Raw genomic sequence first — 16,134 nt, 5'->3', positions numbered from 1 at the left:
TTATGATGGATTTATTCAAAACAAAAATCGGCCGGCTAAGAATTCTGGCGATTTTAGAAGGCATTTCATTATTAAGTTTAGTGTGTATTGCCGTTCCGATGAAATACTGGATGGGAAACCCTTCATTTGTAAGATTAATAGGCCCCGTTCATGGAACTTTATTCCTGCTTTTTCTGTTTAATACGCTGAGCATTGGTGTAGAACAGAACTGGAAATTTAAAGAGATTACATGGAAAGTGATTCTTGCCTGTTTTATTCCTTTCGGAACATTTTATATTGACAAAAAAATACTGAGTAAGCTATGAAAAGTGTTCTTATAATCTGTGGAATAGCTTTTATAATGTATGTTTCATATAGGATTTACCGGTTTCAGACCTTAGATAACGGACTGCCTGAACTGATTAAAAAAGGAGCGGTGATTCTTGATGTAAGAACTGAAAAGGAATACGAAACGGGACATATCGAAGGTTCTGTCAATATTTCGTTAGGAACAATCAGAGAGCGGTATGTAGAATTGGATCCTGAAAAAACATATATCACTGTATGCTCCCACGGACTTCGTAGTGTAAAAGCAGAAAATATCCTGAAAGAAAGAGGCTTCAAACATATTTACAATGGTGGTGCATGGAGCGATCTCCAAAAAACGATCAACCCGTAAAATGAATAAACCCTCCCCGGGTTTTATCGGGGGAGGGTTTATATTTCTAAACAGTTTTATCGTCCAACCATACCACTTTTTGCTCAGATGAATGCTCCTGCCCTATGATATCTCTATATAACTCAGGTCTTCGGGCCTTAATATACCTGTATCCTCCTGCCTGACTAAGTTTTTCAGAAGTAATAACAGCAGATTCAAAACTGTTTTCCCATGACCGGCAGTCTGCAATGACGTCCCCGAATGGATCTATAATCATAGAACAACCGTTTTTCAACTGATCATCATCCATACCTACAGGATTTGAAAAAACAATATAAGCCCCGTTATCATAAGCTCTTGACGGAAGCCATTTCATCAGCCAGTCTCTGCCTTTCATTCCATTAAATTCTAAACGCAAAGAGGTAGGATCCGCTATTCTGTTCTCCCAAAGCTGAGGATCTACAAAACCTGCTCCCGGCCTTGTGGAAGGAGTACACATCGTAACATGAGGCATAAAAATGATTTCTGCACCAAGAAGCCTTGTAGCTCTGACGTTTTCAATAATATTATTGTCATAGCAGATAAGAATACCGCACTTCCAACCCATGATATCAAATACACAATATTCGTTACCGGGTGTAAGATGGGGATTGATAAAAGGATGTAATTTTCTGTATTTAGCCTTCAATCCCGTTTTATCAACACATACATACGCTTTGAAAAGATGATCATGTTCATCTTTTTCAAATAATCCGGCTAATATAGTGATGTCATTCTGCGCTGCAATTTCCTGCAATTTTTGAATACTCTCCCCTTCCGGAATATGTTCTGCAATGTCAAGAAGCTGTTCCCTGGAAAGTTTCCGGGCAAAAGTATACCCTGTAATGGAGCATTCATGAAACGCAATGACATGAGATCCCTGGGAAGCAGCCTGACTGGCCAGTTTTTCTATGACCGACAGATTATACGCCTTATCTCCGCTCTTATTTTCAAATTGTGCCGTTGAAACTTTAATATCCATTGTTTTTTTAAGCAAAACTAGATGACTCTGCTTATCAAAAATTGTATAAAACCGACATGCTTGTTTACAGCTGAATGAAATTGACAGCCATTTTATTTTCTGTCTTCAGATACTGTTTGGGAGTAAGCCCGATATTGTTTTTAAATTCCCTGATAAGATGGGACTGGTCAGAAAAGCCTGCTTCATAAGAAAGATTCGTCATGTTTTTATCATCAAAACTTTTATTAATAAGGCTTAAAAAGTAATGAAGACGGATAATATTTCCATATTTTTTAGGTGATATTCCCATATGAAATTCAAATTTTCTTTCCAGATGACGTTCAGAATATCCTGTGAATTTTTCTAAGTCTTTGGACGATACAGCTCCTTTATTTTGAAGAATATACTGCTGTGTGGACGCTATAATATGGTGATCTGTGTTTATTTTTTCAGATAAAAATTCAGTAAAAAAAACATTCAGATCATTGATAATAGCCAGAGGATTAATTTTCTTAAAAAGTTTTTCCTGAAATGCTTCCAATTTATCTTTTAGAACATCTTCCACAGAAACAATCTGATTTCTAACCTCTTTGGCGGACGTTTTTAAAAGAATGTTTAAGAAATAAGGCTGGAATACAATGGCAATCAGTGAAAATTTTCCTTTTGAAGAGAAGTCTTTATACCCATTTAAAGTTCCATAAAAAAAAGAAAGCGGCATCCGATCTTCTGAAATACCGGAATACAGATTCATATCTCCGGAAAGAATAAGCCCGGAACTGCCATCCGTAAACATCCTTAAACTCCTTATATTCTCTTCAGTATTTTCCAAAAAGATATAATGCCTTATAAAAGGAGCCAAATGTTCAGGTGGCGAAATCTGCATGCATCAAATGTACATAAAACTTATGGGCAGAAAAAGAAAACTGTTTTAATAATCAACTTTACCGAAAATAAAATCATTGCACTTTTATATCATAAAAATTATCCTGCATCTTTTCGATTTCCAGTAAACACCATCAGTTTTTGAAGAGAAATCTATTTCAGGTACCACATTTTATTGCCTTTTGGTCAGGTATTTGAATAATTTAGTTTACACCAATCAATTAAAATATTATATTATGTCAACACAGAATCTAAGCCATCTCGAGGCGATCAAGAAAATCAAGGAACTTTCAGAAAGTGCAAGAATATGTATGTTCTGTACAGAATTGGAAACTGTTCCTGTCAATTCAAGGCCTATGACCCTTCAGGAAACGGATGACAGTGGAAATCTCTGGTTTATCAGCAGCGGAACCAGCAACAAGAATTTTGAAATCAAAGAAGACAGAAGAGTACAGTTATTTTTCATGAATAACAGTGATTCCCAATATCTTTCGGTGTATGGAGAAGCTTCTGTTTATAAGGATAAGGCTACCATTGAAGAAAAATGGTCTCCTTTAGCAAAAGCCTGGTTCGATGGAAAAGACGATCCCAATGTTACCATTATCCGTGTAGAGCCTAAGGAAACCTATTATTGGGATACCAAAGCTGGAAAACTGGTCAGCTTGTTTAGCTTTGTTGCTTCTGCAATCACAGGAATTAAAACTAATAATTCTGACGGTGTAGAAGGAAATGCAACCATTTAGAAAGTTCTGAACAGGCAATAAATCCTCTCAAAGATTTTACAGATAAATGTTATTAGGAAAAAACAAAAAACGAGGCTGTTTCAGAAAGTCAAATAATTGGCTTTTGTCATTGACTACGTCGAATCTTCGATTTCTGACGAAGGAAGAATCTCATTAATAACTAAATACACGAGATTCTTCACAACACTTCATTTCGTTCAGAATGACACTTCTGAAACAGCCTCGTTTATACAACAAGATTAATATTCTATTTTTTCACATCTTCCATAGATGCTCCAAAATTAATATGAAGTACGTTTCCGTTGGGCGTCACTAAAGCAGGTACAGACTTTACCCCTGCCTTTTCGGCCTCTTCAATTCTGTTTCTGTCATTTCCTAAGTGGATAATTTCAACATTTCCCGAGCCTATAAGGCTGATAATATCATGTTCTGCACTGATACATACAGGACATCCTGCATGATAAAAAATGGATTTTTTCATAAGATTGTATTAATTAGCAAGGGTTTTAATAATATTTTTTAATTCTTCAGTTTCTTTTTCCTGAAGAGGTTTTAAAGGACTTCTTAAATTTCCGCCGTCTTCACCTAAAATCATAAGCCCTGATTTTACTGCTCTTGGCAATCCTTTATTCACAATAAATTTCAAAAGATCGAACTGTTGGTAGAAAATAGCTTTTGCTTTTTTAAGATTTCCTTCTTCAACAGCATTATAAAGACTGATGGTAAGTTCGGGAATAAGATTCGGAGCAGCGGTACACCAGCCTCTTGCTCCGGCAGAAAAGGCGGCCAGTGCCAAAGGATTAGAACCGTTATAGAATGCAACTTCTTCTCCCAGTTCTCTTCTCAAAAAGTGCATCCTCTGAACATCTCCTGTACTTTCTTTGATCATGGTTACATTAGGAATTTCCAGAAGTCTTTTCAACAAGGCTGGTGACATGTCTACTCCACTTGTTGCCGGATTGTTATAGGCCATAATCGGAATAGATATTTTACTTGCTACGGCATCATAATGGGTTACAATCTCATCATCTGTAAGTTTCCAGTAACTCATCGGGATAATCATAACCGCATCAGCGCCTGCTTTTTCTGCAAACTGAGCGTGATGAATGGTTTTCTCCGTTGTAAGATTGGAAACCCCTACAAGCGTCGGAATTCTTCCTTTTACCTGCTGTAAAGTAGCTTCCGTTACTTCTTCTTTTTCTTCATCAGATAAATAAGGCATTACCCCGGTACTTCCCAACGGAGCAATTCCATGGCTTCCGGAAATAACCAGTCTTTCCACCAGATGTTTGAAAAGAGGAATATTTACCTTTTCATTTTCATCAAAAGGTGTTATGGGATAGGCAATAATCCCTTTAAATGGAACATTTTTCATGTTTTACTGATTTAAAAATTAAATAATTTTAAACCATTAAGAGAACTTAAGCTGTTAAGAATATTTAATGAGCTTCGCTTTGAAAAAGAATCATATCCGTATCAATAGAGTTTAACAATGAAAGTATCTTAATGGTTTAGCTGTTCATTATTAAAGGTCCCTGCCCTCTTCTTCTCTCAACGCAACCCCCAGATTCTGTAGCTGAGGAGCATTTTCGCAGGCAAGATACTTGGCGGGTTCAGTATCGCTGAGATTCTGATGCTTGTGCCACGCCCATGAAGGAATATATACGGCATCTCCCGCTTCCCAATGTACTCTTTCGTCTTCTACTTCTGTCCAGCCTTTCCCTTCGATCACAAATAATACGGTTTCGTAGGTATGACGGTGTCTGTTGGTTTGCTGTCCGGGAGTGAGTCCGCCAATCGTCATACTGACATTTTTACTTGGAAGATCTACAAAGAAAACAGGATGTTTCCTTTCTGTTGAAAACTGGTTGTGCTCTCTTGCATTTTCAACATTTTTATGAATCAAATGAGTTGGCTTTACATACTTGGGTCTTGCAAAAGTTTCGTGGAAATCTTTAGAGCTGAATTGTTTCTTGTCCATGATTTTAAAATTATTATGGTTTTGTGCTTTATTGCATGACAAAATTATTTTATATTTGGACTATTCAAATGATTCAGTTTTTATATAAATAGATAGTCCAGATGCTGCGCCCTTGGAAATTAGAATTGGAAATTGATAAAAAGCTTGACAAAGCCGTTTATCTACAGATTGCAGATACCATTATCAGTGATATCCGCTCAGGAAGATTAAAAGCCGGAGATGCACTTCCCGGAAGCCGAAATCTTGCACAAACCTTGAAAATCAACAGAAATACTGTAGTAGAAGCTTATCAGGTGCTGATCAATGAGGAATGGGTAATTTCGAGAGAAAGGAAAGGCATTTTTGTATCCGAAAGACTGCCTCTTTTGCATGAAAAAAATGCTGAAATAATCCATAGTTCTCACCATCAACCGGGAAAAACCGGTACTATTTTAATTAATTTCGATGATGGTCATCCCGATAGTAAGATTGCCCCTGTAACGGAACTGGCAAGGGCATACAGACAGATTTTCAGCATTAAGGCGAAGTGGCAGATGATGGGTTACGGGGATGAACATGGTGACAGGGAATTCCGGAAAATGATTTCTCAAATGCTCAACCACCAGCGTGGAATGCATATTCATGAAGATGAGATTTCTATTACAAGAGGCAGCCAGATGGGAATGTTTCTGACCGCTCAGACTCTTTTTACTTCCGGTGACGCTGTTATTGTAGAAAATCCGGGATATCAGCCTGCATGGCAGGCTTTTGAGTATGTGGGTGCACAACTTTTACCGGCACCTGTAGACCATGAAGGAATCAGTATTGAAGCTATTGAAAAGCTTTTAACAAGGCATCAGAATGTAAAAGCAATATACATTACCCCTCACAGACAATATCCTACTACTGTTACTCTTAGTTTATCCAGAAGATTAAGACTAATAGAATTGTCAAACCAATACAATATCACGATCATTGAAGATGATTATGATAATGAGTTTCATTTCGGGTACCGCCCTATCCTGCCGATTTCAAGCTTTCCGGAGCTTCAGAATTATGTTTATATCGGAACTTTGAGTAAGGTGGTTGCACCCGCTTTGAGAATTGGCTATCTGGCCACTGCCAATCAGGAATTACTGAAAAAAATAGGAAATCTGAGAAAGATTATTGATGTTCATGGCGACGTCATTATGGAACAGGCCGTTCTTCAGCTGATAAAAGAAGGAGCCGTAAAAAAACATATCAGAAAAGCAACCGTTCATTACAAACATAAAAGAGATTTTGTTTTTGAACTGTTGATGAGGCATATGAAAGACTTTGCAGATTTTACGCTGCCTGAGGGCGGACTTGCATTTTGGATTGTACCTAAAGTAAAATTAGATTGGGATGCCGTAACCGCTCAGTTATTGGAAAAAAACATAAAAATCATTCACCCGAAACAGTACAGTCAGAATCATGTAAATGGATTCAGATTGAGCTATGGTGCGCTTTCTGAAGAACAGTTGGAGCAGAGTATTCCTGTTATTTCAGAAGTTTTTGCTCAGTTTTTTAATATTTAAATAGCATAAAATGAAAAAATCTGTGGTCAAGTGGTAACCACAGATTTTATTTTTTGAAATCTATTCTACTTCAAAAACCGCCTGGATTTCAACAGAAGAATTCACCGGAATTGAAGAAGCTCCAAAAGTCGCTCTTGCATGTTTCCCTTTGTCTCCAAAAACTTCAACAGCCAGGTCTGAAGCAACATTCATCAAGTCTGCATGTTTTGTATAATCATCTTTTGTATTGAAAATTCCTGTAAGCTGCACACATTGTTTTACTCTGCTCAAATCTCCTCCTACCGCTTCATTCAATACGGAAATAACGTTCAGCATGGTCACTTTTGTAGCGTCTTTTACCTGTTGCTCATTTACTTCAACACCCAGTTTCCCCGGATTAAAAATTTTCCCATCTTTCAAAGCAACCTGATTAATAAATACCAGATTTCCGGAACGTACAAACGGCTGATAGTTTCCTGTGGGTTTAGGAACCTGTGGAAGTAGAATATTTTTCTGTTTCAGTATTTCATTAAAATTCTGATGATTTTCAACGATAGGTGTACTTTTTTTCGGGCGGGTGTCTTTCAGTGCCAATACTATTTTTGCAAAGTTTTTCCCTTGAAGCTCTGCAATATTTCTTTCTCCTTTGGTAGGTCTTTCAACGTCTTTTAAAGAAGCCATGCTTGTTACTCCTAAAACAGTATTTCCCTGCGGAATAGCTTTGTTCAGCTCTTCTGTTCCACGAATTCCGTTAGATACCAATACCATCCCGTGTACGGCAAGGCTGTTCCAGAATGCCTGAAGGGCCAGCTCCTTTCCTGCCCCGCTTCCTGCTGACATAAAAACAGTAGCCGGAACTCCTTCCAAAGCGTGATTGGTCCAAAGCTGAACGGTTTTGGATAAAAATTCACTCATTCCCGTACTGATATTCCCGAAATAAACCGGTGAGCCAAAAGCAATTCCATCATAGTTTGTGAGTTCTTCTGCTGTTGCTACAGGCAGGTTTTTAAGATTGGGATGTTGGGAAGGTTTGACTAATTTGATATAGGGAACCGCATTATTTTCGCTTTCAATCCCTTTGGCGATCTCTTTGGCCAGTTCGTAGGTTCCGCCATTATCAGAATGGATAAGAACCAGTATTTTAGCTTTATTTTGTGCCATGATATGGGTGGTATTAGATAATAAAATTAAAATAAAAAAAAGACATAATTTTTTCATTCAGAATAAGATATAAGTTAATATTTTTTGTTGACATCATTGATTTGATGCCTGTTATCTTTGATTATACAAAATTACTATTGTCGTTTTTATTAAATTTGCCAAAATATACATACAAAACGACAACATGAAATGTGGACTGATTGAGAAAACGGAAAGCCAGTTTGTAGATTCCATCGAAAAAGAAGCCTATGTATGGTGTGAAAAAAACTGGAAACATGATGATTATGAACATCAGCATAACCGTGCCCAGCTTACATTTGTGGAAGAAGGATATCAGTATTTCCATATTGACCGGAAAATCTATCTTGTCCCACAGCATCATGTCATTTGGATTCCGTCAGAAAAAGCCCATAAAATAACTTCCGAAGCACAAACGGTGAATCTTATGGTCTTTCTGTTTAAGTCTGTTTTTGATGATGAATTTTATCAGAATGTACAGGTATTTGCCGTTCCTCCTGTTCTAAAAGAGATGCTTTTGTATGCTTCAAAATGGAACCAATCATTGGATGAAAATGAAGAACAGGATATTTTCTTTAAAGCGATATTAAAGAGCCTTCCTAATTTCTGCAAAGAAAGCAGCGGACTGGAAATTCCTGTTCCTACAGATACCCGACTGATTCCTGTATGCAATGATATCAATACTCATTTTAAATATAACCTGGATATAGATTCATTAGCTGAAAAAGCCCAAATGTCTGTGAGAAGTCTTCAGAGAATTTTTAAAAATGAAACAGGAATTACCCTGCAAAAATACCTGCAGCTGACCAGGATCTTAAAAAGCATAGAGCTGATAGACACCAGGCAATATACCTTGAGTGAAGTTGCTTATAAAGTGGGCTATCAAAGTCTCTCCGCGTTTACATCATCCTACTTTGCTATCATGCAGGTGAAGCCAAAACTCAAAAAAAATTAAGGGGTTTCATCATGAGGCATATCAACCGGTTTTGATTCCGGTGAGCCTTTTTCACGAAGCCAGATAGATAAAAGTACAAGAGAAGCCACAGCCAGAAATTCACTTTGCCAATTCTGAAAAGATTCAAACCAGAACCTTGATTCTGAAATATATTGCATTGCTGTTACTGGAGCTGTATTTTTCATCATCTGTTCTTCATTAAAGTTCTTGAGGCTGCCATAGAAATGCAAAATAAAACTTGTCAGGAAAAGGATTGCAAAAGCAAGTGATAAAGAGTGTTTATAAATTTTCAGCCAAATTCCTCCTTTTTTAACGGGCCAGGGCGCCTTAGGATGTGCTATGGGTTCTCTGTCAACATCTTCTTTCTCTGTCATAGATTTTGACTCACTGGAACCTTTTTGTCTGAGAGAGACCGTTAATAAAACATACAGCATCATCTGAAGAAATTCGCTTTCCCAGTTTTCAAAAGTAGCCTGTATAAAATGGCCGCTGTGTATATATTCGCCGAGCTTTAAAGCAGACTGGCCGTTTTCAATCAATTCTTTATTTTCTGTTCTCCAACCCATAAAAAATTGCCCTGCAAGAAAAATAATCATCAGGGTAATGAGAACAATACTTAAGCTGTTGCGATAAAAGAAACCGGAGCGTGACATAGCTTTGGATTTAAATATTTAAAATTCAAGGTTCAAGGTTCAAGGTTCAAGGTTCAAGATTTAAAGTTTGAGATTTATGAATCACGTTTTTGGTAAGGAAAAATTTTCTGCAAACTCTTTGTGGTTGGTCCGGTAAGAATTTTTCCGTTGACATTAAAACGGGATCCATGGCATGGACAGTCCCAACTCAGCTCAGCACTGTTCCACCGAACTTCACATCCGGCATGTGGACAAGTACTTTTTAACAGATGCAAAGTCCCGTCATTTTCTTTGTACAGGGCATAGGATTCTGATTCATAATTGATTACTTTAGCTTCACCTTCCCCGACTTCTGAAAATGATTCAATCTTTTCGGTAACAATCTTATCTTTTATAAAATCAAAAGCTACTGTTGCTGCTTCTTTCACAAAATCTGAAAATCCGGCAACGGGTTTGATTCTTGAAGGATTGAATAAGTCACCGTATTTACTTTTTCCGGTAACAATCAGATCATGCAGAATCTGTGAGGAAAGGGTCCCGAATATCATTCCGTTACCCCGGAAGCCCGTTGCTGCAAAGATTCTTTCTTTAGTTCCCGGAAGCTTTCCTATATACGGAAGACCGTCTACAGGTTCATAGTATTGACTGGACCAGGTGTAATATACGGTTTCCACCTCAAAGTATTTTCTTACATAGTTTTCAAGCCTTGAAAAACATTCTCCGGTATCGTCTGCATGCCCTGTTTTGTGATCTTCACCACCGGCAATCAATAAATTTTCCCCATTGAGGCTCTGAATTCTGTAATAATGATAAGGTTCACAGAGATCATAGCCAAGTTCCCAGGGATATTTATCATTTTTCATTGTAAATGCCATGGCATAGCTTCTGTAAGGAGCATTTGTGAAGTGAAGAAGGTTGACACCGGGCGGAATATGGGTGGCATATACTACATTTTTTGCCTTTATCTCGCCTTTTGAAGTTTTTAAAATCACATAATCTTCCTTCTCATCATGATCTTCACAGAGACAGTTTTCCTGAATAGATCCACCGAGTTTTATAAAAGCGTCACAAAGTCCTTTGAGGTATTTTATGGGATGAAAATGCCCCTGTCCCGGAATAAGCACTGCTTCTTTGAATGGGATTGGAAATGGGATTTCGTTCACATAGCTCATCTCATGACCTACATTAGCCGCTCCTTCAACGATGTCTTTCAGACGGTCCTCTTGTTGTTCATCCAACGCAAAAAGGTAAGCTGATTTCCGTGTAAAATCACAGCTGATCTTGTACCGATGGATATTATCTTCAATGATTTTAATAGCATCAGCTCCGGATTCTGCATAGAGCTTGGCATTATCCAAACCAAAATCACTGATAACCTGAGTAAAGGTGGTATCAAAAAAATCATTTAAATGGGCTGTTGTACCTCCTGTAGTACCAAATCCTATATTGGCAGCTTCCAGGATAATACATTGCTGTCCGGATTCCTGAAGCTTCAGCGCTGTTGAAACTCCCGTAATTCCGCCACCTACTATGGCAACATCAAATAGCAGGCTGAGATCAGCTTCTGCAGAAAATTTTCTGACCTCTTCCTGCCATATACTTTTTCTTGCACCGTCTCTGTACATAACCAGAATATTTTGTTGTTAAACTTATCTGATACTCAAAGTATCGTTTTCGGGCAGACCTGTTTTGCCGGCATTGGCCGGGTTATTCTTTTGGTCTCTTTTTTTGTTTTCATCTTCGTCAATATTGCATCTGCAGGAGGTAAAAGCAAATAAGCTGATCACTCCCAAAATAAGTGCTGTAGCTTTCATATTCTATATTTTTTTTGTTACTTTTTAGCCGTTTACGATCAGTCCTCCATTGGGATGAAGCACCTGTCCCGTAACCTGTGAGGCATCGGTACCTGCCAGAAATAAAAAGCTGAAAGCGATTTCTTCCGGAGTGGCATTTCTTTCCAGAGGAGGTTTATTAGGGTTTTCTTCTTTTTCGTCAAATGTTTCTTCCGTAAGCGGGGTTGCAACCGGGCCTGGAGCAACGGCATTGACACGGATTCCTTTGGGTTTTGCCTGTAAAGCCAGTGAGCGGGTAAAGGAAACAATTGCTCCTTTTGTTGCAGAGTAATCAAGCAGTTCAGGATGTCCCTGATACGCAGAAACCGAGGTGGTATTGATGATGGAGCTTCCTTCTTTCAAATAAGGAAACACAACCTTTGTTAACAAAATCATTCCTACAATATTAGAATCAAAGGTCTGCCTGATGTTTTTCTCTTCAAGATCTTCAATTCTATCGGCAGGAAACTGAATTCCTGCATTATTGACGAGGATATCAATTTTCCCGAATGCCGAAATAACTTCTTTCACTGTTTTTTCACAGAATTCATAATCATTGATATCACCTTTGAAAATAATGCATTTTTTATTCAGACTTTCAATTTCTGATTTTGTTTTTCCGGCATCATTATCACTGGAATGGTAAATAATCGCAATATCTGCTCCTTCCAATGCAAAAAGAAGAGCCACTGCTTTGCCGATTCCGCTGTCTGCTCCGGTAATCAAAACAGATTTATTTTCTAATTTTCCCATTTCATCAGCTTTTATTTTTTCTCGGTAGGTTTCTGCATTTCTGCCATTCTGTGAGCTGCCATACTGTCGCTTGAAAGATTAGCCATGGCAACAGATAGTTTATTTTTCAGGCCCGAAATTATTTTATCCTCATCATTCATCAGAGCATTATAACCATCAATAGCCACTTCTTCCGGAGAAGCCAGACTATCTTTGTCCTCCAGTATTTTACTTCTACTCATCTCTGCTTTATTAAAGAAATCGGTATCCGTAGGTCCCGGCAAAAGTGCTGTTACCGTGATTCCTGAATCTTTTAATTCTTCACGAATGGCTTCAGACCACGACAAAACAAATGCTTTGGTAGCATGATACACAGAATGCCAGGGACCTGGAACTTTACTGGCTACAGAAGCCAGATTCAGGACTTTTCCCGATCCTTTCGGCAATCGGTCCTTAATAAACAGTTTTGTAAGTATGAGCATCGAAATAATATTCAAATGAACAATGTCTATTTCCCTGTGAATATCTGTATCCTGAAATTTACCATACACTCCCTGTCCTGCATCATTTACCAGTATTTCGGGGCTTATCGCATTCATTTTCAATTCGGAATAAAGAGAATAAGCTTCCTCCTCTAAGAATAAGTTTTTGGAAATGCTGATAACGTTTACTCCATATTTTTTAAATTCATCGGCCTTTCTTTTCAGTTCTTCCTGATCTCTGGCTACAATCACAAGATCATAGCCATTTCGGGCAAACTGTTTGGCCAGTTCATATCCTATACCGCTTGTGGCTCCTGTAATCAGCACATATTGATTTTTGCGTTCCATAGTTTTTATTTTAAGATTAAAACCCTGTTAAGCTCACTTTTAAAACACCCTAAAATAAATTCTGTATAATACAGCTGGGCATTCAGGGCCTGAGTTTTGGGGTGCAGTTCCAGTTTTTTAGTCAGAATGATCTCCCCTTTATAGGAAAATGAGAAATACGCAAAAATTTTATACCCGGAATTCCGGATGGGTGTGCAGTAGCCGGTTGTAGCAATAGACCAGTCCGATTCGTAGAGTCTGGCAACATTTAATGCCATGGTTTCTGCAATATTTTCTGAAACACAGTCGCATTCTTCAGCTTCCTGTCTGTTGACCTTTAATAGCCTTACTTTTTCCGGTAAAGAATAGGTTGTCATGCCTCCCTTATAAAACATTGAGGCATTGGGCATCTGTGAAAAGGCCAGTTGCAGGCATCCTGAAGTGACACTTTCAGCAACTGAAATGGTCTCATCTGTAGTCATCAGGGACTGGCTTATATATTCTAAGAGATTTTGTTGAAAATTCATAATGTTAATATTTTGAATGAGGTTTAAAAATGAATTGAAAAAAATGAAAAAGAGAGGTTTAAAAAGCTGCTGAATGAATACAGCAGCTTAACATTAATATTTAAATTGGTGTGAAAGGTGTTATGATTAAGCGTTTCTCTCCATTTCAAGATCCCAGACTCTGTGTTTGGCAATAGCATTAATGAATTTATCTGCAGGATTTCCATCTTCCCATGTGACGATTCCAGGATCATCATGCTTTTTGGCTGATACATTGGAATGATGATAAACAGCCTGTGTGTCTGTCCCGAAATAAATGGCCTTACAATGCTTATAGGCTTCATTGATAAAGTGCAGTACATGATGCTTATTTTCAGAAATCATCAGTTCTTTTACAGAGTCTGCACCGGAACAAATAAATAATGCATCGAAGCAGACACTGGCAGTATTCGTCAGAGAATATTTCGGGATCAGGTCTGTACCATCATTAGTTTTTACAGGAGCAAGACTTGGTGCAATCAATTCAACTTTAGCGCCTTCCGCTTCAAGTTTTGTTTTAAGATCGCTGACAGCTCCGCCATCAACTCCGTTGGCCAGAATAAATCCTATTTTTCTTGTTTTAATTGTGTCTTTAACGGTATGTTTCATGCTTAAAGCGTCAGAAACCTTTGTATCAGGCTCTCTTTCTTCGCTCTGAAGCTCTACAATATTACTGTCTGCCGGTAAACTCTGGTTGGGCCATTCTAATTTTTTGACTTCTGCCCCTAATTTTTCTGCAACTTTCCAGGCCAGAGACGTATCAATATAAGCCAGCTGTCCTACCAGTCTTTCTCTGATCTCGGGACGGGTTACTTTAGACAGTTCAAAGATCAATGCATTCTGAAGGTGCATTTTTTCCGGCGTCGACTGGCTGTTGTAGAATAGTTTAGCCTGTGAATAATGATCTACAAAGCTTTTGCTTCTTTCCCTGATCTTTACTCCGGAAACTCTTTCCTGTTGGGAAGCAAATCCGCCTTCAGACATCATCGCCTGAAAAGGACATCCGCCACCTATAGAATTGGGTTCATAGCTTGTTTTTCCTTTGACAATCTGTTGTCTCATATGTCCGTCCCGTTGGTTATTATGAACGGTATTGAGAGATCTGTTGATTGGAATTTCATGAAAATTGGGTGATCCCAGCCTTGACAGCTGAGTATCGGTATATGAAAATAATCTTCCCTGCAGCAACGGATCGTTCGTGAAATCTATTCCGGGAATGATATGTCCAGGATGAAAAGCAACCTGCTCTGTTTCTGCAAAGAAATTATCAGGATTTTTATTTAGAGTTAACGTTCCTACGATTTCTACGGGAACTTCTTCTTCAGGAACCAGTTTGGTAGGATCAAGAAGGTCAAAATCAAATTTGTGCTCGTCTTCTTCAGGAATCAGCTGTACCCCAAAGTCCCATTCAGGATAATCACCGCTTTCAATGGCTTCCCAAAGGTCTCTTTTATGGAAATCAGAATCTACTCCTGAAATAATCTGAGCCTCATTCCAGGCTACGGAATGTACTCCTAATTTTGGTTTAAAATGGAATTTCACAAAATGTACTTTTCCTTCCTCATTAATGAATTTAAAAGAATGTACTCCAAAGCCTTCCATCATTCTCAGACTCCTCGGAATGGCTCTGTCACTCATCAGCCACATAATCATATGCATACTTTCCGGCATGAGTGAGATAAAATCCCAAAATGTATCATGGGCGGAAGCGGCCTGGGGAATTTCATTATCCGGTTCAGGTTTCACCGCATGTACCAGATCTGGAAATTTGATCGCATCCTGGATAAAAAACACGGGCATATTGTTGGCTACGAGATCATAATTTCCCTCGTCAGTGTAAAATTTAATGGCAAATCCACGAACATCTCTGGCCAGATCTGTACTTCCTTTACTTCCCGCAACAGTTGAAAATCTTACAAAAACAGGAGTTTCTTTTCCAAGTTCTGTTAAAAATTTTGCTTTGGTATAAGCTGCAAGGCTTTTGGTAAGTTTAAAAACTCCGTGTGCACCGGAACCTCTTGCATGAACTACTCTTTCGGGAATCCTTTCGTGATCAAAGTGGGTAATCTTTTCTCTCAGGATAAAATCTTCCAATAATGAAGGGCCTCTCTCCCCGGCTTTTAAAGAATCCTGATTGTTATTGATCTTTAAGCCCTGATTGGTGGTTAGTTTTTCATTTTCATTGGAAGTACTGTGTACATCCAGCTGTTGTGCTTTTTTGTTGTGTTCGTTGGTTTTCATATTCATAATCTTTTTGTGGTTGGCGTAAGGTTGAAAGTAGTGAGATAAGATACTCTGAAGAATTAATCTGCTTTTTTCTCCAGAATTTCAAGAAGTTTGTTAATATATTCTTCTTCCTTCAGCACCTTATAATAAGCCGTTTTGGCATACAAAGTGAAATCCGGGGATTCAAATCTTATTTCAGCATCCATATCCATAGTTTCCGTGCTGTTTTTAGTATGAAACTCACGGATATGAAGGATATATTCTTCTATGTAAGCATCTATTACTCTTTTCAAAACCTCACATTGAGCATTATTTTTAATCTTTTCTAATGATTTGATCAGAAAAGCAGTCACTCCGTAAGAATTGATAATAAGCGGAAATAAAGATTCATTCTCTATCGCGTTATTTTTATCATTCAGCCCGGAATGTTGTAAAGTGTCGTTTTCAAATATCATGTTCAAAAA

Annotated in this window: 19 protein-coding genes; 5 read left to right on the top strand and 14 right to left on the bottom strand. The window is 38.1% G+C overall.

What is annotated here, in order from left to right:
• The first annotated feature begins 2 nt into the window (after positions 1 to 2).
• Entirely contained in the window at positions 3 to 305 is a 303-nt protein-coding gene (locus tag FN817_RS04600) for a DUF3817 domain-containing protein (RefSeq protein WP_142716910.1), read from the top strand.
• Positions 306 to 340: 35 nt separating this feature from the next.
• Positions 341 to 658, top strand: a complete 318-nt coding sequence (locus FN817_RS04595) for a rhodanese-like domain-containing protein (protein ID WP_228451472.1) — start codon at positions 341 to 343, stop codon at positions 656 to 658.
• Between the two features lie 46 nt (positions 659 to 704).
• Here the strand turns inward: FN817_RS04595 and FN817_RS04590 are convergent, their stop codons facing one another.
• Positions 705 to 1,658 (bottom strand): nitrilase family protein, encoded by a 954-nt coding sequence (locus FN817_RS04590; RefSeq protein ID WP_142716908.1) that lies wholly within the window; start codon positions 1,656 to 1,658, stop codon positions 705 to 707.
• Positions 1,659 to 1,722: 64 nt separating this feature from the next.
• Positions 1,723 to 2,520, bottom strand: coding sequence for a helix-turn-helix domain-containing protein (locus FN817_RS04585; RefSeq protein WP_142716907.1), 798 nt, complete (start codon positions 2,518 to 2,520; stop codon positions 1,723 to 1,725).
• Positions 2,521 to 2,755: 235 nt separating this feature from the next.
• Between FN817_RS04585 and FN817_RS04580 the strand changes: the two genes are divergently transcribed.
• On the top strand, positions 2,756 to 3,262 hold the full coding sequence (locus tag FN817_RS04580) for a pyridoxamine 5'-phosphate oxidase family protein (RefSeq protein ID WP_047422956.1): 507 nt from the start codon (positions 2,756 to 2,758) through the stop codon (positions 3,260 to 3,262).
• A gap of 247 nt (positions 3,263 to 3,509) precedes the next feature.
• Here the strand turns inward: FN817_RS04580 and FN817_RS04575 are convergent, their stop codons facing one another.
• The 3 genes from FN817_RS04575 to FN817_RS04565 form a co-directional block, all read right to left on the bottom strand.
• A complete protein-coding gene (locus FN817_RS04575) occupies positions 3,510 to 3,743 on the bottom strand; it encodes a thioredoxin (protein ID WP_047422955.1) in 234 nt (77 codons plus the stop codon).
• 9 nt (positions 3,744 to 3,752) lie between these two features.
• Complete coding sequence (locus tag FN817_RS04570) at positions 3,753 to 4,637, bottom strand: dihydrodipicolinate synthase family protein (RefSeq protein ID WP_142716906.1); 885 nt, start codon at positions 4,635 to 4,637, stop codon at positions 3,753 to 3,755.
• Between the two features lie 150 nt (positions 4,638 to 4,787).
• Complete coding sequence (locus tag FN817_RS04565) at positions 4,788 to 5,243, bottom strand: cupin domain-containing protein (RefSeq protein WP_142716905.1); 456 nt, start codon at positions 5,241 to 5,243, stop codon at positions 4,788 to 4,790.
• A gap of 101 nt (positions 5,244 to 5,344) precedes the next feature.
• Between FN817_RS04565 and pdxR the strand changes: the two genes are divergently transcribed.
• Positions 5,345 to 6,781 carry a MocR-like pyridoxine biosynthesis transcription factor PdxR gene (gene pdxR / locus FN817_RS04560; RefSeq protein WP_142716904.1) on the top strand — a complete coding sequence of 479 codons (1,437 nt, stop codon included), beginning with the start codon at positions 5,345 to 5,347 and terminating at the stop codon, positions 6,779 to 6,781.
• Between the two features lie 60 nt (positions 6,782 to 6,841).
• On the opposite strand, the gene FN817_RS04555 is transcribed toward pdxR, so the two are convergent.
• Positions 6,842 to 7,978, bottom strand: a complete 1,137-nt coding sequence (locus FN817_RS04555) for an Atu1372/SO_1960 family protein (protein ID WP_142716903.1) — start codon at positions 7,976 to 7,978, stop codon at positions 6,842 to 6,844.
• 127 nt (positions 7,979 to 8,105) lie between these two features.
• On the opposite strand from FN817_RS04555, the gene FN817_RS04550 reads away from it, so the two are divergent.
• A complete protein-coding gene (locus FN817_RS04550; protein ID WP_228451471.1) occupies positions 8,106 to 8,894 on the top strand; it encodes an AraC family transcriptional regulator in 789 nt (262 codons plus the stop codon).
• On the opposite strand, the gene FN817_RS04545 is transcribed toward FN817_RS04550, so the two are convergent.
• From FN817_RS04545 to FN817_RS04515, 8 genes are all read right to left on the bottom strand, one after another.
• A complete protein-coding gene (locus tag FN817_RS04545; protein ID WP_142716901.1) occupies positions 8,891 to 9,547 on the bottom strand; it encodes a DUF6766 family protein in 657 nt (218 codons plus the stop codon). The two genes, FN817_RS04550 and FN817_RS04545, sit on opposite strands and share 4 nt — an antisense overlap.
• Before the next feature lie 74 nt (positions 9,548 to 9,621).
• A complete protein-coding gene (locus FN817_RS04540; RefSeq protein ID WP_142716900.1) occupies positions 9,622 to 11,151 on the bottom strand; it encodes an FAD-dependent oxidoreductase in 1,530 nt (509 codons plus the stop codon).
• 24 nt (positions 11,152 to 11,175) lie between these two features.
• The gene (locus FN817_RS23060; protein WP_167498807.1) at positions 11,176 to 11,340 is read right to left on the bottom strand and encodes a hypothetical protein; all 165 of its coding nucleotides are present in this window, start codon (positions 11,338 to 11,340) and stop codon (positions 11,176 to 11,178) included.
• Between the two features lie 24 nt (positions 11,341 to 11,364).
• Positions 11,365 to 12,111 carry an SDR family oxidoreductase gene (locus FN817_RS04535; RefSeq protein ID WP_142716899.1) on the bottom strand — a complete coding sequence of 249 codons (747 nt, stop codon included), beginning with the start codon at positions 12,109 to 12,111 and terminating at the stop codon, positions 11,365 to 11,367.
• 11 nt (positions 12,112 to 12,122) lie between these two features.
• The gene (locus tag FN817_RS04530; protein WP_142716898.1) at positions 12,123 to 12,920 is read right to left on the bottom strand and encodes an SDR family NAD(P)-dependent oxidoreductase; all 798 of its coding nucleotides are present in this window, start codon (positions 12,918 to 12,920) and stop codon (positions 12,123 to 12,125) included.
• A gap of 5 nt (positions 12,921 to 12,925) precedes the next feature.
• Complete coding sequence (locus FN817_RS04525; RefSeq protein WP_047422944.1) at positions 12,926 to 13,426, bottom strand: CinA family protein; 501 nt, start codon at positions 13,424 to 13,426, stop codon at positions 12,926 to 12,928.
• 126 nt (positions 13,427 to 13,552) lie between these two features.
• The gene (locus tag FN817_RS04520) at positions 13,553 to 15,691 is read right to left on the bottom strand and encodes a catalase (protein WP_142716897.1); all 2,139 of its coding nucleotides are present in this window, start codon (positions 15,689 to 15,691) and stop codon (positions 13,553 to 13,555) included.
• 56 nt (positions 15,692 to 15,747) lie between these two features.
• A complete protein-coding gene (locus tag FN817_RS04515) occupies positions 15,748 to 16,125 on the bottom strand; it encodes a hypothetical protein (protein ID WP_142716896.1) in 378 nt (125 codons plus the stop codon).
• Between the last annotated feature and the right edge of the window lie 9 nt (positions 16,126 to 16,134).

This window comes from Chryseobacterium rhizoplanae (assembly GCF_900182655.1).
Lineage (GTDB): Bacteria > Bacteroidota > Bacteroidia > Flavobacteriales > Weeksellaceae > Chryseobacterium > Chryseobacterium rhizoplanae.
This window is presented reverse-complemented; position numbering and strand designations above follow the sequence as displayed.

Excerpts from the sequence above, each read along its gene's own strand:
- FN817_RS04525 (WP_047422944.1), bottom strand. The coding sequence starts at position 13,426 with ATGAATTTTCAACAAAATCTCTTAGAATATATAAGCCAGTCCCTGATG.
- FN817_RS04595 (WP_228451472.1), top strand. The coding sequence starts at position 341 with ATGTATGTTTCATATAGGATTTACCGGTTTCAGACCTTAGATAACGGA.
- FN817_RS04600 (WP_142716910.1), top strand. The coding sequence starts at position 3 with ATGATGGATTTATTCAAAACAAAAATCGGCCGGCTAAGAATTCTGGCG.
- FN817_RS04590 (WP_142716908.1), bottom strand. The coding sequence starts at position 1,658 with ATGGATATTAAAGTTTCAACGGCACAATTTGAAAATAAGAGCGGAGAT.
- FN817_RS04520 (WP_142716897.1), bottom strand. The coding sequence starts at position 15,691 with ATGAATATGAAAACCAACGAACACAACAAAAAAGCACAACAGCTGGAT.
- FN817_RS04580 (WP_047422956.1), top strand. The coding sequence starts at position 2,756 with ATGTCAACACAGAATCTAAGCCATCTCGAGGCGATCAAGAAAATCAAG.
- FN817_RS23060 (WP_167498807.1), bottom strand. The coding sequence starts at position 11,340 with ATGAAAGCTACAGCACTTATTTTGGGAGTGATCAGCTTATTTGCTTTT.
- FN817_RS04555 (WP_142716903.1), bottom strand. The coding sequence starts at position 7,978 with ATGAAAAAATTATGTCTTTTTTTTATTTTAATTTTATTATCTAATACC.
- FN817_RS04575 (WP_047422955.1), bottom strand. The coding sequence starts at position 3,743 with ATGAAAAAATCCATTTTTTATCATGCAGGATGTCCTGTATGTATCAGT.
- FN817_RS04585 (WP_142716907.1), bottom strand. The coding sequence starts at position 2,520 with ATGCAGATTTCGCCACCTGAACATTTGGCTCCTTTTATAAGGCATTAT.
- FN817_RS04565 (WP_142716905.1), bottom strand. The coding sequence starts at position 5,243 with ATGGACAAGAAACAATTCAGCTCTAAAGATTTCCACGAAACTTTTGCA.
- FN817_RS04550 (WP_228451471.1), top strand. The coding sequence starts at position 8,106 with ATGAAATGTGGACTGATTGAGAAAACGGAAAGCCAGTTTGTAGATTCC.
- FN817_RS04545 (WP_142716901.1), bottom strand. The coding sequence starts at position 9,547 with ATGTCACGCTCCGGTTTCTTTTATCGCAACAGCTTAAGTATTGTTCTC.
- FN817_RS04540 (WP_142716900.1), bottom strand. The coding sequence starts at position 11,151 with ATGTACAGAGACGGTGCAAGAAAAAGTATATGGCAGGAAGAGGTCAGA.
- pdxR (WP_142716904.1), top strand. The coding sequence starts at position 5,345 with ATGCTGCGCCCTTGGAAATTAGAATTGGAAATTGATAAAAAGCTTGAC.
- FN817_RS04530 (WP_142716898.1), bottom strand. The coding sequence starts at position 12,920 with ATGGAACGCAAAAATCAATATGTGCTGATTACAGGAGCCACAAGCGGT.
- FN817_RS04515 (WP_142716896.1), bottom strand. The coding sequence starts at position 16,125 with ATGATATTTGAAAACGACACTTTACAACATTCCGGGCTGAATGATAAA.
- FN817_RS04535 (WP_142716899.1), bottom strand. The coding sequence starts at position 12,111 with ATGGGAAAATTAGAAAATAAATCTGTTTTGATTACCGGAGCAGACAGC.
- FN817_RS04570 (WP_142716906.1), bottom strand. The coding sequence starts at position 4,637 with ATGAAAAATGTTCCATTTAAAGGGATTATTGCCTATCCCATAACACCT.